The 12,957-nt window shown below is 67.1% G+C and carries 11 protein-coding genes and 2 pseudogenes; 4 read left to right on the top strand and 9 right to left on the bottom strand.

Going from position 1 to position 12,957, the window contains the following annotated elements; genetic code table 11:
- The 5 genes and pseudogenes from ASD15_RS05110 to alaS form a co-directional block, all read right to left on the bottom strand.
- A partial coding sequence (locus ASD15_RS05110) for an electron transfer flavoprotein subunit alpha/FixB family protein (protein ID WP_057153594.1) occupies positions 1 to 908 on the bottom strand: 908 nt, incomplete at its 3' end.
- A 10-nt stretch (positions 909 to 918) separates the two neighbouring features.
- Positions 919 to 1,603 (bottom strand): annotated as a pseudogene (locus ASD15_RS05105) (electron transfer flavoprotein subunit beta/FixA family protein); the annotation flags it as partial.
- 1 nt (position 1,604) lies between these two features.
- Positions 1,605 to 1,935: pseudogene (locus ASD15_RS32145) on the bottom strand (electron transfer flavoprotein subunit beta/FixA family protein); the annotation flags it as partial.
- Between the two features lie 214 nt (positions 1,936 to 2,149).
- Entirely contained in the window at positions 2,150 to 2,377 is a 228-nt protein-coding gene (locus tag ASD15_RS05095) for a sulfurtransferase TusA family protein (protein ID WP_056403241.1), read from the bottom strand.
- Between the two features lie 201 nt (positions 2,378 to 2,578).
- Positions 2,579 to 5,188, bottom strand: a complete 2,610-nt coding sequence (alaS, locus tag ASD15_RS05090; RefSeq protein ID WP_057153593.1) for an alanine--tRNA ligase — start codon at positions 5,186 to 5,188, stop codon at positions 2,579 to 2,581.
- Between the two features lie 200 nt (positions 5,189 to 5,388).
- Between alaS and ASD15_RS05085 the strand changes: the two genes are divergently transcribed.
- Complete coding sequence (locus ASD15_RS05085; RefSeq protein WP_057153592.1) at positions 5,389 to 7,083, top strand: methyl-accepting chemotaxis protein; 1,695 nt, start codon at positions 5,389 to 5,391, stop codon at positions 7,081 to 7,083.
- Between the two features lie 5 nt (positions 7,084 to 7,088).
- On the opposite strand, the gene ASD15_RS05080 is transcribed toward ASD15_RS05085, so the two are convergent.
- The 3 genes from ASD15_RS05080 to ugpQ form a co-directional block, all read right to left on the bottom strand.
- Positions 7,089 to 7,541 (bottom strand): hypothetical protein, encoded by a 453-nt coding sequence (locus ASD15_RS05080; protein WP_057153591.1) that lies wholly within the window; start codon positions 7,539 to 7,541, stop codon positions 7,089 to 7,091.
- A gap of 66 nt (positions 7,542 to 7,607) precedes the next feature.
- Positions 7,608 to 8,762 (bottom strand): helix-turn-helix transcriptional regulator, encoded by a 1,155-nt coding sequence (locus tag ASD15_RS05075; protein ID WP_057153590.1) that lies wholly within the window; start codon positions 8,760 to 8,762, stop codon positions 7,608 to 7,610.
- A 99-nt stretch (positions 8,763 to 8,861) separates the two neighbouring features.
- Positions 8,862 to 9,614, bottom strand: coding sequence for a glycerophosphodiester phosphodiesterase (gene ugpQ / locus ASD15_RS05070; protein ID WP_057153589.1), 753 nt, complete (start codon positions 9,612 to 9,614; stop codon positions 8,862 to 8,864).
- A 117-nt stretch (positions 9,615 to 9,731) separates the two neighbouring features.
- On the opposite strand from ugpQ, the gene ASD15_RS05065 reads away from it, so the two are divergent.
- Positions 9,732 to 10,961, top strand: a complete 1,230-nt coding sequence (locus ASD15_RS05065; protein WP_057153744.1) for a CaiB/BaiF CoA-transferase family protein — start codon at positions 9,732 to 9,734, stop codon at positions 10,959 to 10,961.
- A gap of 97 nt (positions 10,962 to 11,058) precedes the next feature.
- Here ASD15_RS05065 and ASD15_RS05060 read toward each other — a convergent pair whose 3' ends face one another.
- Complete coding sequence (locus tag ASD15_RS05060) at positions 11,059 to 11,385, bottom strand: hypothetical protein (RefSeq protein ID WP_057153588.1); 327 nt, start codon at positions 11,383 to 11,385, stop codon at positions 11,059 to 11,061.
- A 169-nt stretch (positions 11,386 to 11,554) separates the two neighbouring features.
- Here ASD15_RS05060 and ASD15_RS05055 point away from each other — a divergent pair, with 169 nt between their 5' ends.
- Both ASD15_RS05055 and ASD15_RS05050 read left to right on the top strand, forming a co-directional pair.
- Complete coding sequence (locus ASD15_RS05055) at positions 11,555 to 12,226, top strand: hypothetical protein (protein ID WP_057153587.1); 672 nt, start codon at positions 11,555 to 11,557, stop codon at positions 12,224 to 12,226.
- Between the two features lie 18 nt (positions 12,227 to 12,244).
- Positions 12,245 to 12,955, top strand: coding sequence for a hypothetical protein (locus tag ASD15_RS05050; protein WP_057153586.1), 711 nt, complete (start codon positions 12,245 to 12,247; stop codon positions 12,953 to 12,955).
- The last annotated feature ends 2 nt before the right edge of the window (positions 12,956 to 12,957 follow it).

The following is a 12,957-nucleotide window of genomic DNA, read 5'->3' as shown; positions in this document are numbered from 1 at the left end:
GGCACGATGTCGAACAGATCGCCCACGATGCCGTAGTCGGCCACGGAGAAGATCGGCGCTTCAGGATCTTTGTTGATGGCGACGATGGTCTTCGAGTCCTTCATGCCGGCCAGGTGCTGGATGGCGCCGGAGATACCGACCGCGATGTACAGCGACGGCGCCACGATCTTGCCGGTCTGGCCCACTTGCCAGTCGTTCGGCACGTAACCCGCGTCCACCGCGGCGCGCGATGCGCCCATGGCCGCGCCCAGCTTGTCGGCCAGCGGTTCCAGGATCTTGAACGCTTCGCCCGAGCCCATGCCGCGGCCACCGGAAACGATGATCTTGGCGGCGGTCAGTTCCGGACGGTCGGACTTGGCCAGCTCGCGGCCGACGAAGGCCGACTTGCCGTTGTCGCCCACGGCGGCGATGGTCTCGGTGGCGGCCGAGCCGCCGGTCGAGGCGGCCGAGTCGAAACCGGTGGTGCGCACGGTGATGACTTTGACTTTATCGGACGACTGCACGGTGGCGATGGCGTTGCCGGCGTAGATGGGGCGCTCGAAGGTGTCGGGCGCATCGACCTTGGTGATTTCCGAGATCTGGGCCACRTCCAGCTTGGCGGCCACGCGCGGCAGGATGTTCTTGCCGTAGGCGGTGGCTGGCGCCAGGATGTGCGAATAAGCCCCGGCAACCGCCAGCACCTGCTCGGCCACGTTCTCGGCCAGGCCGYCGGCGAAGTGGGCGGCGTCGGCCAGCAGCACTTTCGCTACGCCGGCGATCTGCGCCGCTTGCGCAGCGGCGGCGGCGGCGTTGGAACCGGCCACCAGCACGTGCACGTCGCCGCCGCACTGGGCGGCTGCGGTGATGGTGTGGTGGGTGCTGCCCTTCAGGCTGGCGTTGTCGTGTTCTGCGATAACTAATGCGACCATGATTTATCCTTTARATTACTTTAGCTTCGGTGCGCAGTTTTGCGACCAGGGTGGCGACGTCCGGAACCTTGATGCCGGCCGAGCGCTTGGCCGGCTCGGCCACTTTCAGGGTCTTCAGGCGCGGGGTCACGTCGACGCCCAGCKCTTCCGGCTTGACCGTGTCCAGCGGCTTCTTCTTGGCCTTCATGATGTTCGGCAGCGTCACRTAGCGCGGCTCGTTCAGGCGCAGGTCGGTGGTGATGATGGCAGGCAGCGTCAGCGCCAGGGTTTCCAGGCCGCCGTCCACTTCGCGCGTCACGGTCGCYTTGCCGTCTTCCAGCACCACTTTCGAGGCGAAGGTCGCTTGCGGCCAGCCCAGCAGGGCCGCCAGCATCTGGCCGGTCTGGTTGGAGTCGTCGTCGATCGCCTGTTTGCCCAGGATCACCAGCTGCGGCTGTTCCTTGTCGACCAGCSCTTTGAGCAGCTTGGCCACCGCCAGCGGTTCCAGTTCGGTCGCGGTCTCCACCAGGATGCCGCGGTCGGCGCCGATGGCCATGCCGGTGCGCAGGGTTTCCTGGCACTGGGCCACGCCGCAGGACACGGCCACCACTTCGGTGACTTTGCCGGCTTCTTTCAGGCGGGYCGCTTCTTCCAGTGCGATCTCATCGAACGGGTTAAGGAGCCGTCCAGCGCGGCAGCGTCGGGCGCGTTGCGGGNGCGGCTGTTCCTTGTCGACCAGCGCTTTGAGCAGCTTGGCCACCGCCAGCGGTTCCAGTTCGGTCGCGGTCTCCACCAGGATGCCGCGGTCGGCGCCGATGGCCATGCCGGTGCGCAGGGTTTCCTGGCACTGGGCCACGCCGCAGGACACGGCCACCACTTCGGTGACTTTGCCGGCTTCTTTCAGGCGGGYCGCTTCTTCCAGTGCGATCTCATCGAACGGGTTCATCGACATTTTGACATTGGCGATATCTACGCCAGTGCCGTCGGATTTGACGCGCACCTTGACGTTGTAGTCGACCACGCGTTTGACGGGTACCAAGACTTTCATAGCTCTGCCTTTGGGAAAATTAATAAAGTGTGAACTGATAGGTGGGCTAGATTATATGAGAAATTCAATCACCAGGCTGAATTAAAGCACGATCGTGCGTTTTTTTGGTAGTGGAAAACGTCTAATTTTCATCTTGCACCCATGATCGTGGAGAGCCTGCGGACGGGGGAAGCCAGCCCGGCTCCCCGCTCAAAGAATACAGCTTACTGGACTTTTACTTGCGTTGCATCAGAAAGACGAATTCCGTGCCGTATTGCGCGTGCGACAGCAGCGCATTGCCGGTCTGTTTGGCAAAGGCCTGGAAGTCGCGCACGGAACCGGGATCGGTTGCCATGATGCGCAGCACTTCGCCGCTCTGCAGTTCGGCCAGGGCCTTCTTGGCCTTCAGAATCGGCAGCGGGCAGTTCAAGCCCCGCGCGTCGAGTTCTTTTTGAAATTCCATGATTTCGGTATCAACTAGGGTAGCGCTCATCAAAATCCCGCAAAATTGGTTGACCAGTCCTGCACAGTCTACTCCAATTCTGCAGTTGTGACGCGGTGCACCAAAATAGTTCCTCTCTCGTTGCAAGTTCACAACGAGAGCAGTCATTAAGTTAACGGCCCGCACTCGCGCGCGGGCCGCCAATTTACTTGCTTTTCACTCTCAGGCGCGCTGTTCCACCCATGCTGCAACGCCCGCCAAAGCGCCCGGCAACGCCGCAGCATCAGTGCCGCCGGCCTGCGCCATATCGGGGCGTCCGCCGCCTTTTCCGCCCACTTGCTGTGCAACAAAGTTCACCAGTTCACCGGCCTTGACCTTGGAGGTGGCGTCCGCGGTCACGCCGGCGATCAGGGAAACCTTGCCGTCAACCACGCTGGCCAGCACGATGGCGGCGGTCTTCAGCTTGTCCTTCAGCTTGTCCATGGTCTCGCGCAGGGTGGCCACGTCGGCCCCTTCCAGCGTTGCCGCCAGCACCTTGATGCCCTTGACTTCCACAGCCTGGGTGGCCAGTTCGTCGCCCTGGCCGGAAGCCAGCTTCGACTTCAGCGCGGCCAGTTCCTTTTCCAGCGACTTGACGTGGTCCTGCACCGCAACAATCTTGGCGGTCAGCTCTTCCGGGTTGGCCTTCAGCGCGGCGGCCGCTTCGTTCAGCTTGCGCGCCATGCCTTGCACCAGTGCCAGCGCGCCCTCGCCCGTCACCGCTTCCACGCGGCGGATGCCGGCCGCAACGCCGCCTTCGCCGATGATCTTGAACAGGCCGATGTCGCCGGTGCTGTGTACGTGCACGCCGCCACACAGCTCTTTCGACGAGCCGATGTCCAGCACCCGCACTTCGTCGCCATACTTCTCGCCGAACAGCGCCATGGCGCCATGCTTGACGGCGTCGTCAAACGACATGTGCTGCGCCTGGGTGGCGTGGTTGGCCAGGATTTCCTTGTTGACGATGGTTTCGATCTTGGCGATCTCTTCCGCCGTCAGCGGCGCGTTGTGGCTGAAGTCGAAACGGGTCTTGTCCGGATCGACCAGCGAGCCCTTCTGCGCCACGTGCGCGCCCAGCACTTCGCGCAGGGCCTTGTGCATCAGGTGGGTGGCCGAGTGGTTGCGGATGGTGCGGCCGCGCTTCTCTTCATCCACCAGGGCCGACACGGCGTCGCCCACTTTCAGGGCGCCGCTGGCCAGCACGCCGTGCTGGCCGAACACGTCGGCCTGGATCTTCAGCGTGTCTTCCACCTCGAACTTGGCGCCGGCGCTCAGGATCACGCCCTGGTCGCCCACCTGGCCGCCCGATTCGGCGTAGAACGGCGTGGTGTCCAGCACCACGATGCCCTGCTCGCCCGCCTTCAGTTCCTGCACCGGCGCGCCGTTGGCGTACAGGGCCACCACTGTCGAGTCGAAGCTGAGCTGGTCGTAGCCGACGAATTTGTTCTTCGCGCCGGTGTATTCCACGTTGGCGGCCATCTTGAACTTGCCGGCCGCCTTGGCGGTCTTCTTCTGCTGCTCCATGGCGGCGTGGAAGCCGGCCTCGTCCAGCGTCACTTCGCGTTCGCGGCAGATGTCGGCGGTCAGGTCCAGCGGGAAGCCGTAGGTGTCATACAGCGTGAAGGCGGTGGCGCCGTCCAGCTTCTTGCCGTCCTTGGCCAGCTGCGCTTCCAGGATCTTCATGCCGTGTTCCAGCGTTTCGCCGAAACGCTCTTCCTCGGCCTTGAGCACCTGGGCCACGCGGGCGGCGGCTTCGTTCAGCTCCGGATAGGCGGTGCCCATCTCGGCGTTCAGGTCGGCCACCAGCTTGTAGAAGAACGGCTTGGTCTGGCCCAGCTTGTGGCCGTGGCGCAGCGCGCGGCGGATGATGCGGCGCAGCACGTAGCCGTGGCCTTCCGAGCTCGGGATCACGCCGTCGACGATCAGGAAGGACGCGGCGCGGATGTGGTCGGCGATCACGCGCAGCGATTTGTTTTCCAGGTCGGTGGCGCCGGTTTCGCGCGCGGCGGCCTTGATCAGGGCCTGGAACAGGTCGATTTCATAGTTGCTGTGCACGTGCTGCAGCACGGCGGCCAGGCGCTCCATGCCCATGCCGGTGTCGACGCACGGCTTCGGCAGCTTGTGCATCACGCCCGCTTCGTCGCGGTTGAACTGCATGAACACCAGGTTCCAGATTTCGATGAAACGGTCGCCGTCTTCGTCGGGCGAGCCGGGCGGGCCGCCCCAGATGTCGGCGCCGTGGTCGTAGAAGATCTCGGTGCACGGGCCGCACGGGCCAACGTCGGCCATCTGCCAGAAGTTGTCCGAGGCGTAGCGCGCGCCCTTGTTGTCGCCGATGCGGATGATGCGCTCTTTCGGCACGCCGATCTCGTTGGCCCAGATGTCGTAGGCTTCGTCGTCCTCGATGTAGACGGTGACGGTCAGCTTGTCGGCCGGCAGCAGGTAGACCTTGGTCAGCAGCTCCCAGGCGTACTGGATGGCGTCGCGCTTGAAGTAGTCGCCGAAGCTGAAGTTACCCAGCATTTCGAAGAACGTATGGTGGCGCGCGGTGTAGCCGACGTTTTCCAGGTCGTTGTGCTTGCCGCCGGCGCGCACGCAGCGCTGCACGGTGGTGGCGCGCGAATACGGGCGGCTGTCCAGGCCCAGGAACACGTCCTTGAACTGGACCATGCCGGAGTTGGTCAGCAGCATGGTGGGGTCATTGCCTGGCACCAGCGGGCTGGAACGGACGATCGTGTGACCCTTGGACTCGAAGAATTTAAGGAACTTCTCGCGGATTTCAGATGATTTCATGTCGTATTGGTTAAGTTGCTGGCTGGTGCAAAGGGTTGATTATACGTGATGTAGCGGCCGGGAAATCAGAGCGCGGCGCCGGGGCGGGCCGCCGGGCGTTGCCGTCTTGCGACAAGGGCAACAAAGCGCCCGCTCCCATGGCCCGATATTCCTTATACTGAAATCCACCCAGTACGCCCCACCTCCTGCGAAAGGCTGTCATGCTGAATAATCTCTTGCTTCGGACTAAGTTGATTTTGCTGCTGCTGCTGGCCATCCTGGCCGTGGCGCTGGTGGGCGCGGCCGGACTGGCCGGCCTGAACAGCGCCCGCGCCGGATTCGCCGAGGTGGCCGACGTGCGCATGCCGTCCATCGCCGGCCTGTACCAGATGAAGCTGGGCAACCGGGAAGTGCGCATCGGCGCGCTGACGGTGTTCCGCCTGCTGGAAAACCCCGCCACCATGCCGAAAATCGCCGCCCAGGCCGACGTGATGCGGGCCGGCTTCGCCGAGGTGGCGGCCGGCCGCAAGATCTACGACCCGCTGCCGCAGACCGCCGAGGAAGCGGTGCTGTACAAGGAATTCCTGGCGGCCTGGGACTTGCGCCTGAAGGGCGGCGAGCGCGTGATCGCCGCGGCCGACCGGCTGGCCCGTGGCGGCGACCCGGCCGGCATCAAGCTGGCAACGGACGAATTCACCCAGGCCGCCAACGACGTGGCGCCGCACGTGGCCGCCGTGCAGGCCGCGCTGGACAAGCTGGTCAATCTCAACGTCAAGGTGGCCGAGCAGGCCAACGCCGAGACCGCGCAGGCGATCGCCGCCTCGCAGCGCAATATGGCCATCATCTTCGGAGGGGCGGCGCTGCTGGTGGCGGCGCTGGGCATTCTCATCCTGCGCAACACGCTAAAGCAGCTGGGCGGCGACCCCGGCTACGCGGCCGGCGTGGTCAACCGGGTGGCCGAGGGCGACCTGACGGTGCAGATCGAAACCCGGGCCGGCGACCAGGGCAGCCTGCTTTACAGCATGAAAAACATGGTCGAACGCCTGGCCGACGTGGTCGGCCGGGTCAACAGCAGCGCCGACGCGCTGGCCAGCGCCTCGGAACAGGTCAGCGGCACCGCGCAATCGCTGTCGCAGGCGGCCACCGAGCAGGCCGCCAGCGTGGAGGAAACCAGCGCCTCGGTCGAGCAGATGACGGCCTCGGTGGCGCAGAACACGGAAAACGCCCGCGTCACCGACGGCATGGCCAGCCAGGCGGCCGCCGAAGCGGTGGAAGGCGGCAACGCGGTGGGCGGCACGGTCGACGCCATGCGCCAGATTGCCCGCAAGATCGTCATCATCGACGACATCGCCTACCAGACCAATCTGCTGGCGCTGAACGCGGCCATCGAGGCGGCGCGCGCGGGCGAGCACGGCAAGGGCTTCGCCGTGGTGGCGGCCGAGGTGCGCAAGCTGGCCGAGCGCTCGCAAATCGCGGCGCAGGAAATCGGCGAGGTGGCCGGCAGCAGCGTGGACCTGGCCGAGCGGGCCGGCAAGCTGCTGAACCAGATGGTGCCCAACATCCAGCGCACTTCGGGGCTGGTGCAGGAGATTGCCGCCGCCTCCGAAGAGCAGTCGACCGGGCTGGCACAGATCAATTCGGCGGTCAGCCAGCTCAGCCAGGCCACCCAGCAAAACGCCGCCGGTTCGGAACAGCTGGCCGCCACCGCCGAGGAAATGAGCGCCCAGGCCGAGGACTTGCAAAGCACCATGGGTTTTTTCAACACCGGCCACGGCAAGCCCGCCGCGCGCAAGCCGGCCCGCCATGCGCGCCAGTCGCCGGCGGCAGGGCACGGCCCGCGCCTGCGCGCAGTGCAGGGCGCGCCGCTGCAGGCGGCCGACTGGGAACCGGACCAGGGCAGCTTCGAGCGCTTCTAATGGCGCTAGTCCATGGCCAGCGCCACCAGCACGTCCGTCACCGCGCCGCTGGCCAGGTCGCGGTGCGGCACCACCATCACCACTTCCCCGCCCACCGAACCGTCGTCCTTCCAATCGATCCGCACCTTGAGCTTGAGGTCGGTGGCCACGAAGGCGCTGCGGCCGGAGGCGATCACCGGATGTTGGCCCTGCCGGTCGATTTCGGCGTACATGGTGTAGCCGCTGCGGGTCAGGTACAAGGTCTGGCCGTTGGACAGCTGATAGGCGCCGCGCAGTTCCTCGAAGCGGTCGCGGTCCATCCGGTAAGGCTTGGCGGGCAGTTCGATTTTGAGCAGCGGACCAGGCACCGTTACGCGCTCGCCGCCGGGCAGCGCCTGCGCCCCCGCGCCCCACGCGGCGGCGGCCAGCAGCAGCCCCGCCATGCGGTTCAACATCTTGTGGTTCGTCATCTTGTTCATATTATTCCCCTGTTGTGGACCAGACTGCCAACCCAGTCTAGGCCGCGCCCCGCCGCCCGGCATCGGCTAAACGGATGAGAGCGCATCCGGCACGGCGGCGTTGCGCAGCAGCCCGGCGGGCGAGCCGTGCAGGACCGCCACCAGCTCGCCCTGGCGCCGGGTGCCGGTCTTGCGGAACAGGTGCTGCAAATGGGTTTTCACGGTGTGGGGGCTGATTTCCAGCGCGCCGGCGATGCCGTCCAGCGCTTCGCCGTGCGCCAGCGCCTGCGCCACGCCGGCCTCGGCCGGCGTCAGGCCGAACAGCTGGCCCAGCACCGTCCGCGACAGGCGCTGCGCGCCCGGCTCGCAGGCCATGACGATGGCGCAGGGCTGGCGCCACGGCAGGCCGGCCGGCGGCAGATAGGGCGCCACGGCCAGCAGCAGCGGCGGGCCGCGGCGCCGCGCCACCTGCAGCGACACCGGGCCGGCGCAGCGCAGCGGATCGAAGGCGGCCTGCACTGCGCGCGCCAGCGACTGCGCGCCGGCGGCCCCGTCCTGCAGCAAGATGCCACCGCACAGGCGCAAGGCGCTGTCGCGCCCCAGCAGCGCGGCGGCGGCGGCGTTGGCGTGCAGCAGACGCATTTGCGCGTCGAGCAGGAACACGGCGGCGCCGATGCAGTCGAGCGCGGCCATGCTGCACTGTTCCGGCAGGCCGGCCTGGCGCACCGTGGCGCGCAAGGCCAGCGCCCGTTCGAAATAGGGCACCAGCCGGGCCAGGCGCTGCTTGTCCTGCTGCGTGAAGGCGCGCTGCGCGCGCGCACGGTGTACGGCCAGCAGGCCGAGTTCGTCATCCGGCAACTGCACCACGCAACCGAGCGCGTGGTAGATGCCGGCCGGGCGGCAAAAATCGGCGTAAAACTCGGTGCGCTGGAAAGCGCGCTCCGGCACCAGTTCGGCGCCGATGCGCGCGCCGCGGTGCGCCGCCAGGCAGGCCGACTCGGTCCACACGTCGCACCGTCGGTAATGCTGCTGGTAGGCCAGCGCCGGCGCACCGGCGAAGTTGCCGGTGGCGTCGAGCAGCGTGGCGGCGGCGCGCGGCCGCAGCACCATCAGGGCGCCGCTGCCGGCATCGAAGGCCTGCGCGATCTGCGCGCTGACGCCCTGCCAGCGCTGCGGCTCGACGGCCGCTTCGAACAGCCGGCATACCAGCTCGGCTTGCTGACTTTCTTCCACAGTGCCCATGCCAGCCTCCTGCCACATGCAATCAGCTTAGTGGCTGTGGTGCGCAGGAAACTCACCAATACTCACAAACGGGGATTGGATTTTTATATGAAACCGGCTTCAGGCAAAGCCCGCGCCGATCAGGTCGACGCGGTCGGTGCAAAAGCCGTCCACGCCCCAGCCCAGGATCTCGCTGGCGCGCCCGGGCGTGTTGACGGTATAGCAGAACAAGCCGTAGCCGGCCGCCTTCACGGCCTGCGCCAGTTCGGGCGTGAGGTGCGTGTGGTTGGTATGGATGGCCACCGCCTCCAGTGCGGCGGCCTGTTCGCGCCAGTCGCCTGGCATGGTGTCGAACAGGCAGGCGCGCGGCACCTCCGGCGCGGCCTGGCGCGCGGCGGCCAGCGCGGCCATGCTGAAGGAGGACAGCAGCGGCACGCTCTTCAGCTCGCCGGCACGCAGCTCCTGGCTGAAGCGGGCGCGGGTTTTTTGCGCCACCCAGCGCCCGGTCTCTGGCTCGAAGCCCGGCACCGGCTTGATCTCGATATTCATCCAGATGCCCTGCGCGCGGCAGTAGTCGATGTATTCGGTAAACAGCGGCACGGTCTCGCCGGCGAACTGCGGCCCGAACCAGGCGCCGGCGTCCTTGCGCACCAGGTCGGACGCCGCGGTGCGCGCCACGTTGCCCTCCCCGGCCACGGTGCGGCCGAAATCCGGGTCGTGCATGACTACGCCGATGCCGTCCTTGGACAGCATCACGTCGAACTCCACCGCCTTGTAGCCATAGGCCAGGCCGCAGCGCAGCGCCGCGATGGTGTTTTCCGGCGCCAGCGTGCCGCCGCCCCGGTGGGCGAGAACTTTAGGGTAAGGCCACATGGATTCCTCTTTGCATGCCCTGGTTGATGTTGAAAACGCATGTCGCTTCTCTTGTATTCAAAACATACCACAAGACGTTAAGCTGGCGCTCTTGCTAACTGCGACGAGGTGGAAGTGATGACCGTGAACAAGGCCCTGGGCCACATCCGCGTACTGGACCTGAGCCGCGTACTGGCCGGCCCCTGGTGCTCGCAGAACCTGGCCGACCTGGGCGCGGACGTGATCAAGATCGAGCGTCCCGGCAGCGGCGACGACACCCGCGCCTGGGGCCCGCCCTACGCGCGCGACGCGGACGGCCGCGACACCACCGAAGCGGCCTACTACCTGGCCGCCAACCGCGGCAAGCGCTCGGTGACCGTGGACATCGCCAGCGCCGAAGGCCAGCGGCTGATCCGCGAACTGGCGGCGCAGTCGGACGTGGTGCTGGAAAACTACAAGGTGGGCCAGCTGAAACGCTACGGCCTGGACTACGAGTCGCTAAAGGCGGTCAAGCCGGACCTGGTGTACTGCTCGGTGACCGGCTTCGGCCAGGACGGCCCCTACGCGCACCGCGCTGGCTATGACTTCCTGATCCAGGGCATGGGCGGGCTGATGTCGGTGACCGGCGAGCGCGACGACCTGCCCGGCGGCGGCCCGCAGAAGGCCGGCGTGGCGCTGGTGGACCTGATGACCGGCATGTATGCCACCATCGCCATCCAGGCCGCGCTGATGCACCGCGACCGCAGCGGCGAAGGCCAGTACATCGACATGGCGCTGCTGGACGTGCAAGTGGCCATGCTGGCCAATATGGGCAGCAACTACCTGAACAGCGGCAAGGCGCCCAAGCGCTGGGGCAACGCGCATCCCAACATCGTGCCCTACCAGACCTTCGCCTGCAGCGACGGCTACATCATCGTCGCCACCGGCAACGACGGCCAGTACCAGAAGTTCGTCGAAGCGGGCGGGCGCCCCGAGCTGGCGCTTCACGAACGCTACGCCACCAACCCGCTGCGCGTGCAAAACCGCGACGAGCTGGTGCCCATCCTGGCCGAGATGGTGAAAACCAGGTCGCGCGCCGAGTGGATAGAACAGCTGGAGGCGGTGGGCGTGCCCTGCGGTCCGATCAACGACATCGGCGACGTGTACCGGAATCCCCAGGTGCAGGCGCGCGGCATGGTGACGGAAGCGCCGCATCCGACCGCCGGCAAGGTGAAGCTGGTGCGCAGCCCGATGCGGCTGTCCGCCACGCCCACCGACGGCGGCAGCGCCCCGCCGCTGCTGGGCCAGCACACCGACGAGGTGCTGCGCGAACTGCTGGGACGCAGCGCCGAAGAGATCGGCTCGCTCAAAGGCAAAGGCGTGCTGTAACGCGGGGCGGCGCCCTCGCCGGCCGGCCGCTGGGCGGGTCAGCGGGCGCGCCCAGTGGCCGCCGCCAGCACGAAGCGCCGCAGCGCCGCGCCCGAGCTCAGCGCAGATCGTGCTTGAGCTCGGCCAGCTCGTCATGCACATGCTGGACCGCGCTGCGCATCTGCGCCGTCAGCGCCGGCATATTGCGGCACACGCGCTGTGCGCGCTCGCCCAGCACTTCCAGCGCATCAACCATCTTGCGCAAGCGCGTCACGTCGTACGGTTCCAGCACCTGGTGGGCGGCGTCGGCTTGCCGGTCCAGCTTGTGGATGCAGTCGCGCAGCTCGCCGGGCAGGTTGCGTTCCGCCGAACACGCTTGCGCCGCCTCGCCGATGGCGCGTCCCACCCGAATGAATCGTTGCCGTATTTCATACTCTTGCAGCATGGTCTCCTCCTTGCGGTGAGCAGGCACGGTGCCTGTCCGCTTTGGACAGCGAACTCAGCCTAAAGTTGCCGTCCTGCGCTTGAGCGGCCTCAAGCCGCCGCCCCACCGAAGGTGTAAGCACTTGTTACATTTATGGTAAGCTCGGCGCTGGCCGCGTTACATTTTAAAAATGACAAGATTACCTCGCGACAAGTCCGGCCTGCTGCTGACGGCGGCGCTGCATCTGGCGCTGCTCTGGGCGGCGCTGGCGCGCCCTGCGGCGCACGTCCCCGGTACGCCGGACCAGGACCGGCCAGCGTTGGTGTGGCTGCGCGCACTGCCTGCGCTGCCCACCCTGCCCGCCGCCTTGCCGCCGGCCGAGGCGCCGCCCAGGCAGCCCGCTGCCGCACCGCGCGGCCATGCGGCAGGCGCCGAATCCGCCCCCGCCGCCATCGTGTCCGCCACGCCTGCCGCCGGTAGCGCGACGCCAGCGCTCCAGGCCGAGGCTGCCGCCCCGCGTGCCGCCGCACTTGCCGCTGAAGCTGCGCCCGCAGCCGACGAGCTGCTGCGCATGGCGCGCCAGCAGGCCGGCAGCATCGACAAGCAACTGCGCAACGGCCAGCCCCTCCCGCTGCGCGCGGACAGCCTGCGCCAGGAGAAGCTGGATCAAACCTTCGACAAGGCCAGCATCGCCTCCCGCAAGTGGTACCACGCGCCGCAAATCCGCGAACTGGCCGTGCCCATGACCAGCATGGGTGGCGACCGCGTGTATGAAGTGAAGAACGCCGGCGGCCGCTACTGCGTCTACCATCCGGCGGACGGGTCGCCATACCGCATCAAGGAATGCCCGCGTGAAAAATAGCAGCGTGGCGCACGCCGCATGACGCGCTCCCGCCCCGCCCTGCTGCTGACCACGCTTTTGCACGTGGCGCTGCTGGCCGCCCTGCTCGCGCGCCAGCATGCCGTCAGTCCGGTACGCAGCGCGGACCGTGAGGCCATCACGTGGATACTGCCCGCCGCGCCCAAGGCCAGGCATGTCCCTGGCACCGTGCCGGCGCATGCGGCAAGCAGCCGGGCGCCGGGCGCCATCGCCGTGCCGCTCCGGCCAGTGCCAGCCAGCGCTGCCGCCAGCAGCGAGGCAAGCACGGCGGCGCAGCCGGTCACCGTCACGGCCGACACCGTGCCGGCGGCCTTGCCGTCCGCCCCGGCTGCGGGCAGCGAACCGGTTATCGGCGACCTGTCGGCTCAGCCGGCAGCGCCGCCCATGCCCGCAGCCGAATTGCTGCGGCTGACCTTGTACAACGCGGGGAAAGTGGACAACGAACTGCGCCAGGGCAAGCTGGCGCCGCTGCCGCCTGCCAAGGATACGATAAGAGGGAAAATCGACGCCGCCTTCGAGGCCGCGCACCAGGCCGTCAAGCCGAAGTGGTACGAGGCGGCCAAGGTGTCGGAGATTTCGGCGCCCGGCGCGCGCACCCGTGTCTACCAGATCCGCACTGCGCTGGGCACTTATTGCATCAGCATGGCAGACCCCAGCAGCGGTGGGGGCGTGGGCGGCAACAGCGGGCCGCGCTACAGCAACTGCCCCTGACG

The sequence above is a fragment of the Massilia sp. Root351 genome (assembly GCF_001425045.1).
GTDB lineage: Bacteria > Pseudomonadota > Gammaproteobacteria > Burkholderiales > Burkholderiaceae_D > Rugamonas.
This window is presented reverse-complemented; position numbering and strand designations above follow the sequence as displayed.

What these genes read in the sequence shown, in the direction of transcription:
- ASD15_RS05095 (WP_056403241.1), bottom strand. Translation starts at nt 2,377, where the DNA reads ATGGAATTTCAAAAAGAACTCGACGCGCGGGGCTTGAACTGCCCGCTG.
- alaS (WP_057153593.1), bottom strand. Translation starts at nt 5,188, where the DNA reads ATGAAATCATCTGAAATCCGCGAGAAGTTCCTTAAATTCTTCGAGTCC.
- ASD15_RS05085 (WP_057153592.1), top strand. Translation starts at nt 5,389, where the DNA reads ATGCTGAATAATCTCTTGCTTCGGACTAAGTTGATTTTGCTGCTGCTG.
- ASD15_RS05080 (WP_057153591.1), bottom strand. Translation starts at nt 7,541, where the DNA reads ATGAACAAGATGACGAACCACAAGATGTTGAACCGCATGGCGGGGCTG.
- ASD15_RS05075 (WP_057153590.1), bottom strand. Translation starts at nt 8,762, where the DNA reads ATGGGCACTGTGGAAGAAAGTCAGCAAGCCGAGCTGGTATGCCGGCTG.
- ugpQ (WP_057153589.1), bottom strand. Translation starts at nt 9,614, where the DNA reads ATGTGGCCTTACCCTAAAGTTCTCGCCCACCGGGGCGGCGGCACGCTG.
- ASD15_RS05065 (WP_057153744.1), top strand. Translation starts at nt 9,732, where the DNA reads ATGACCGTGAACAAGGCCCTGGGCCACATCCGCGTACTGGACCTGAGC.
- ASD15_RS05060 (WP_057153588.1), bottom strand. Translation starts at nt 11,385, where the DNA reads ATGCTGCAAGAGTATGAAATACGGCAACGATTCATTCGGGTGGGACGC.
- ASD15_RS05055 (WP_057153587.1), top strand. Translation starts at nt 11,555, where the DNA reads ATGACAAGATTACCTCGCGACAAGTCCGGCCTGCTGCTGACGGCGGCG.
- ASD15_RS05050 (WP_057153586.1), top strand. Translation starts at nt 12,245, where the DNA reads ATGACGCGCTCCCGCCCCGCCCTGCTGCTGACCACGCTTTTGCACGTG.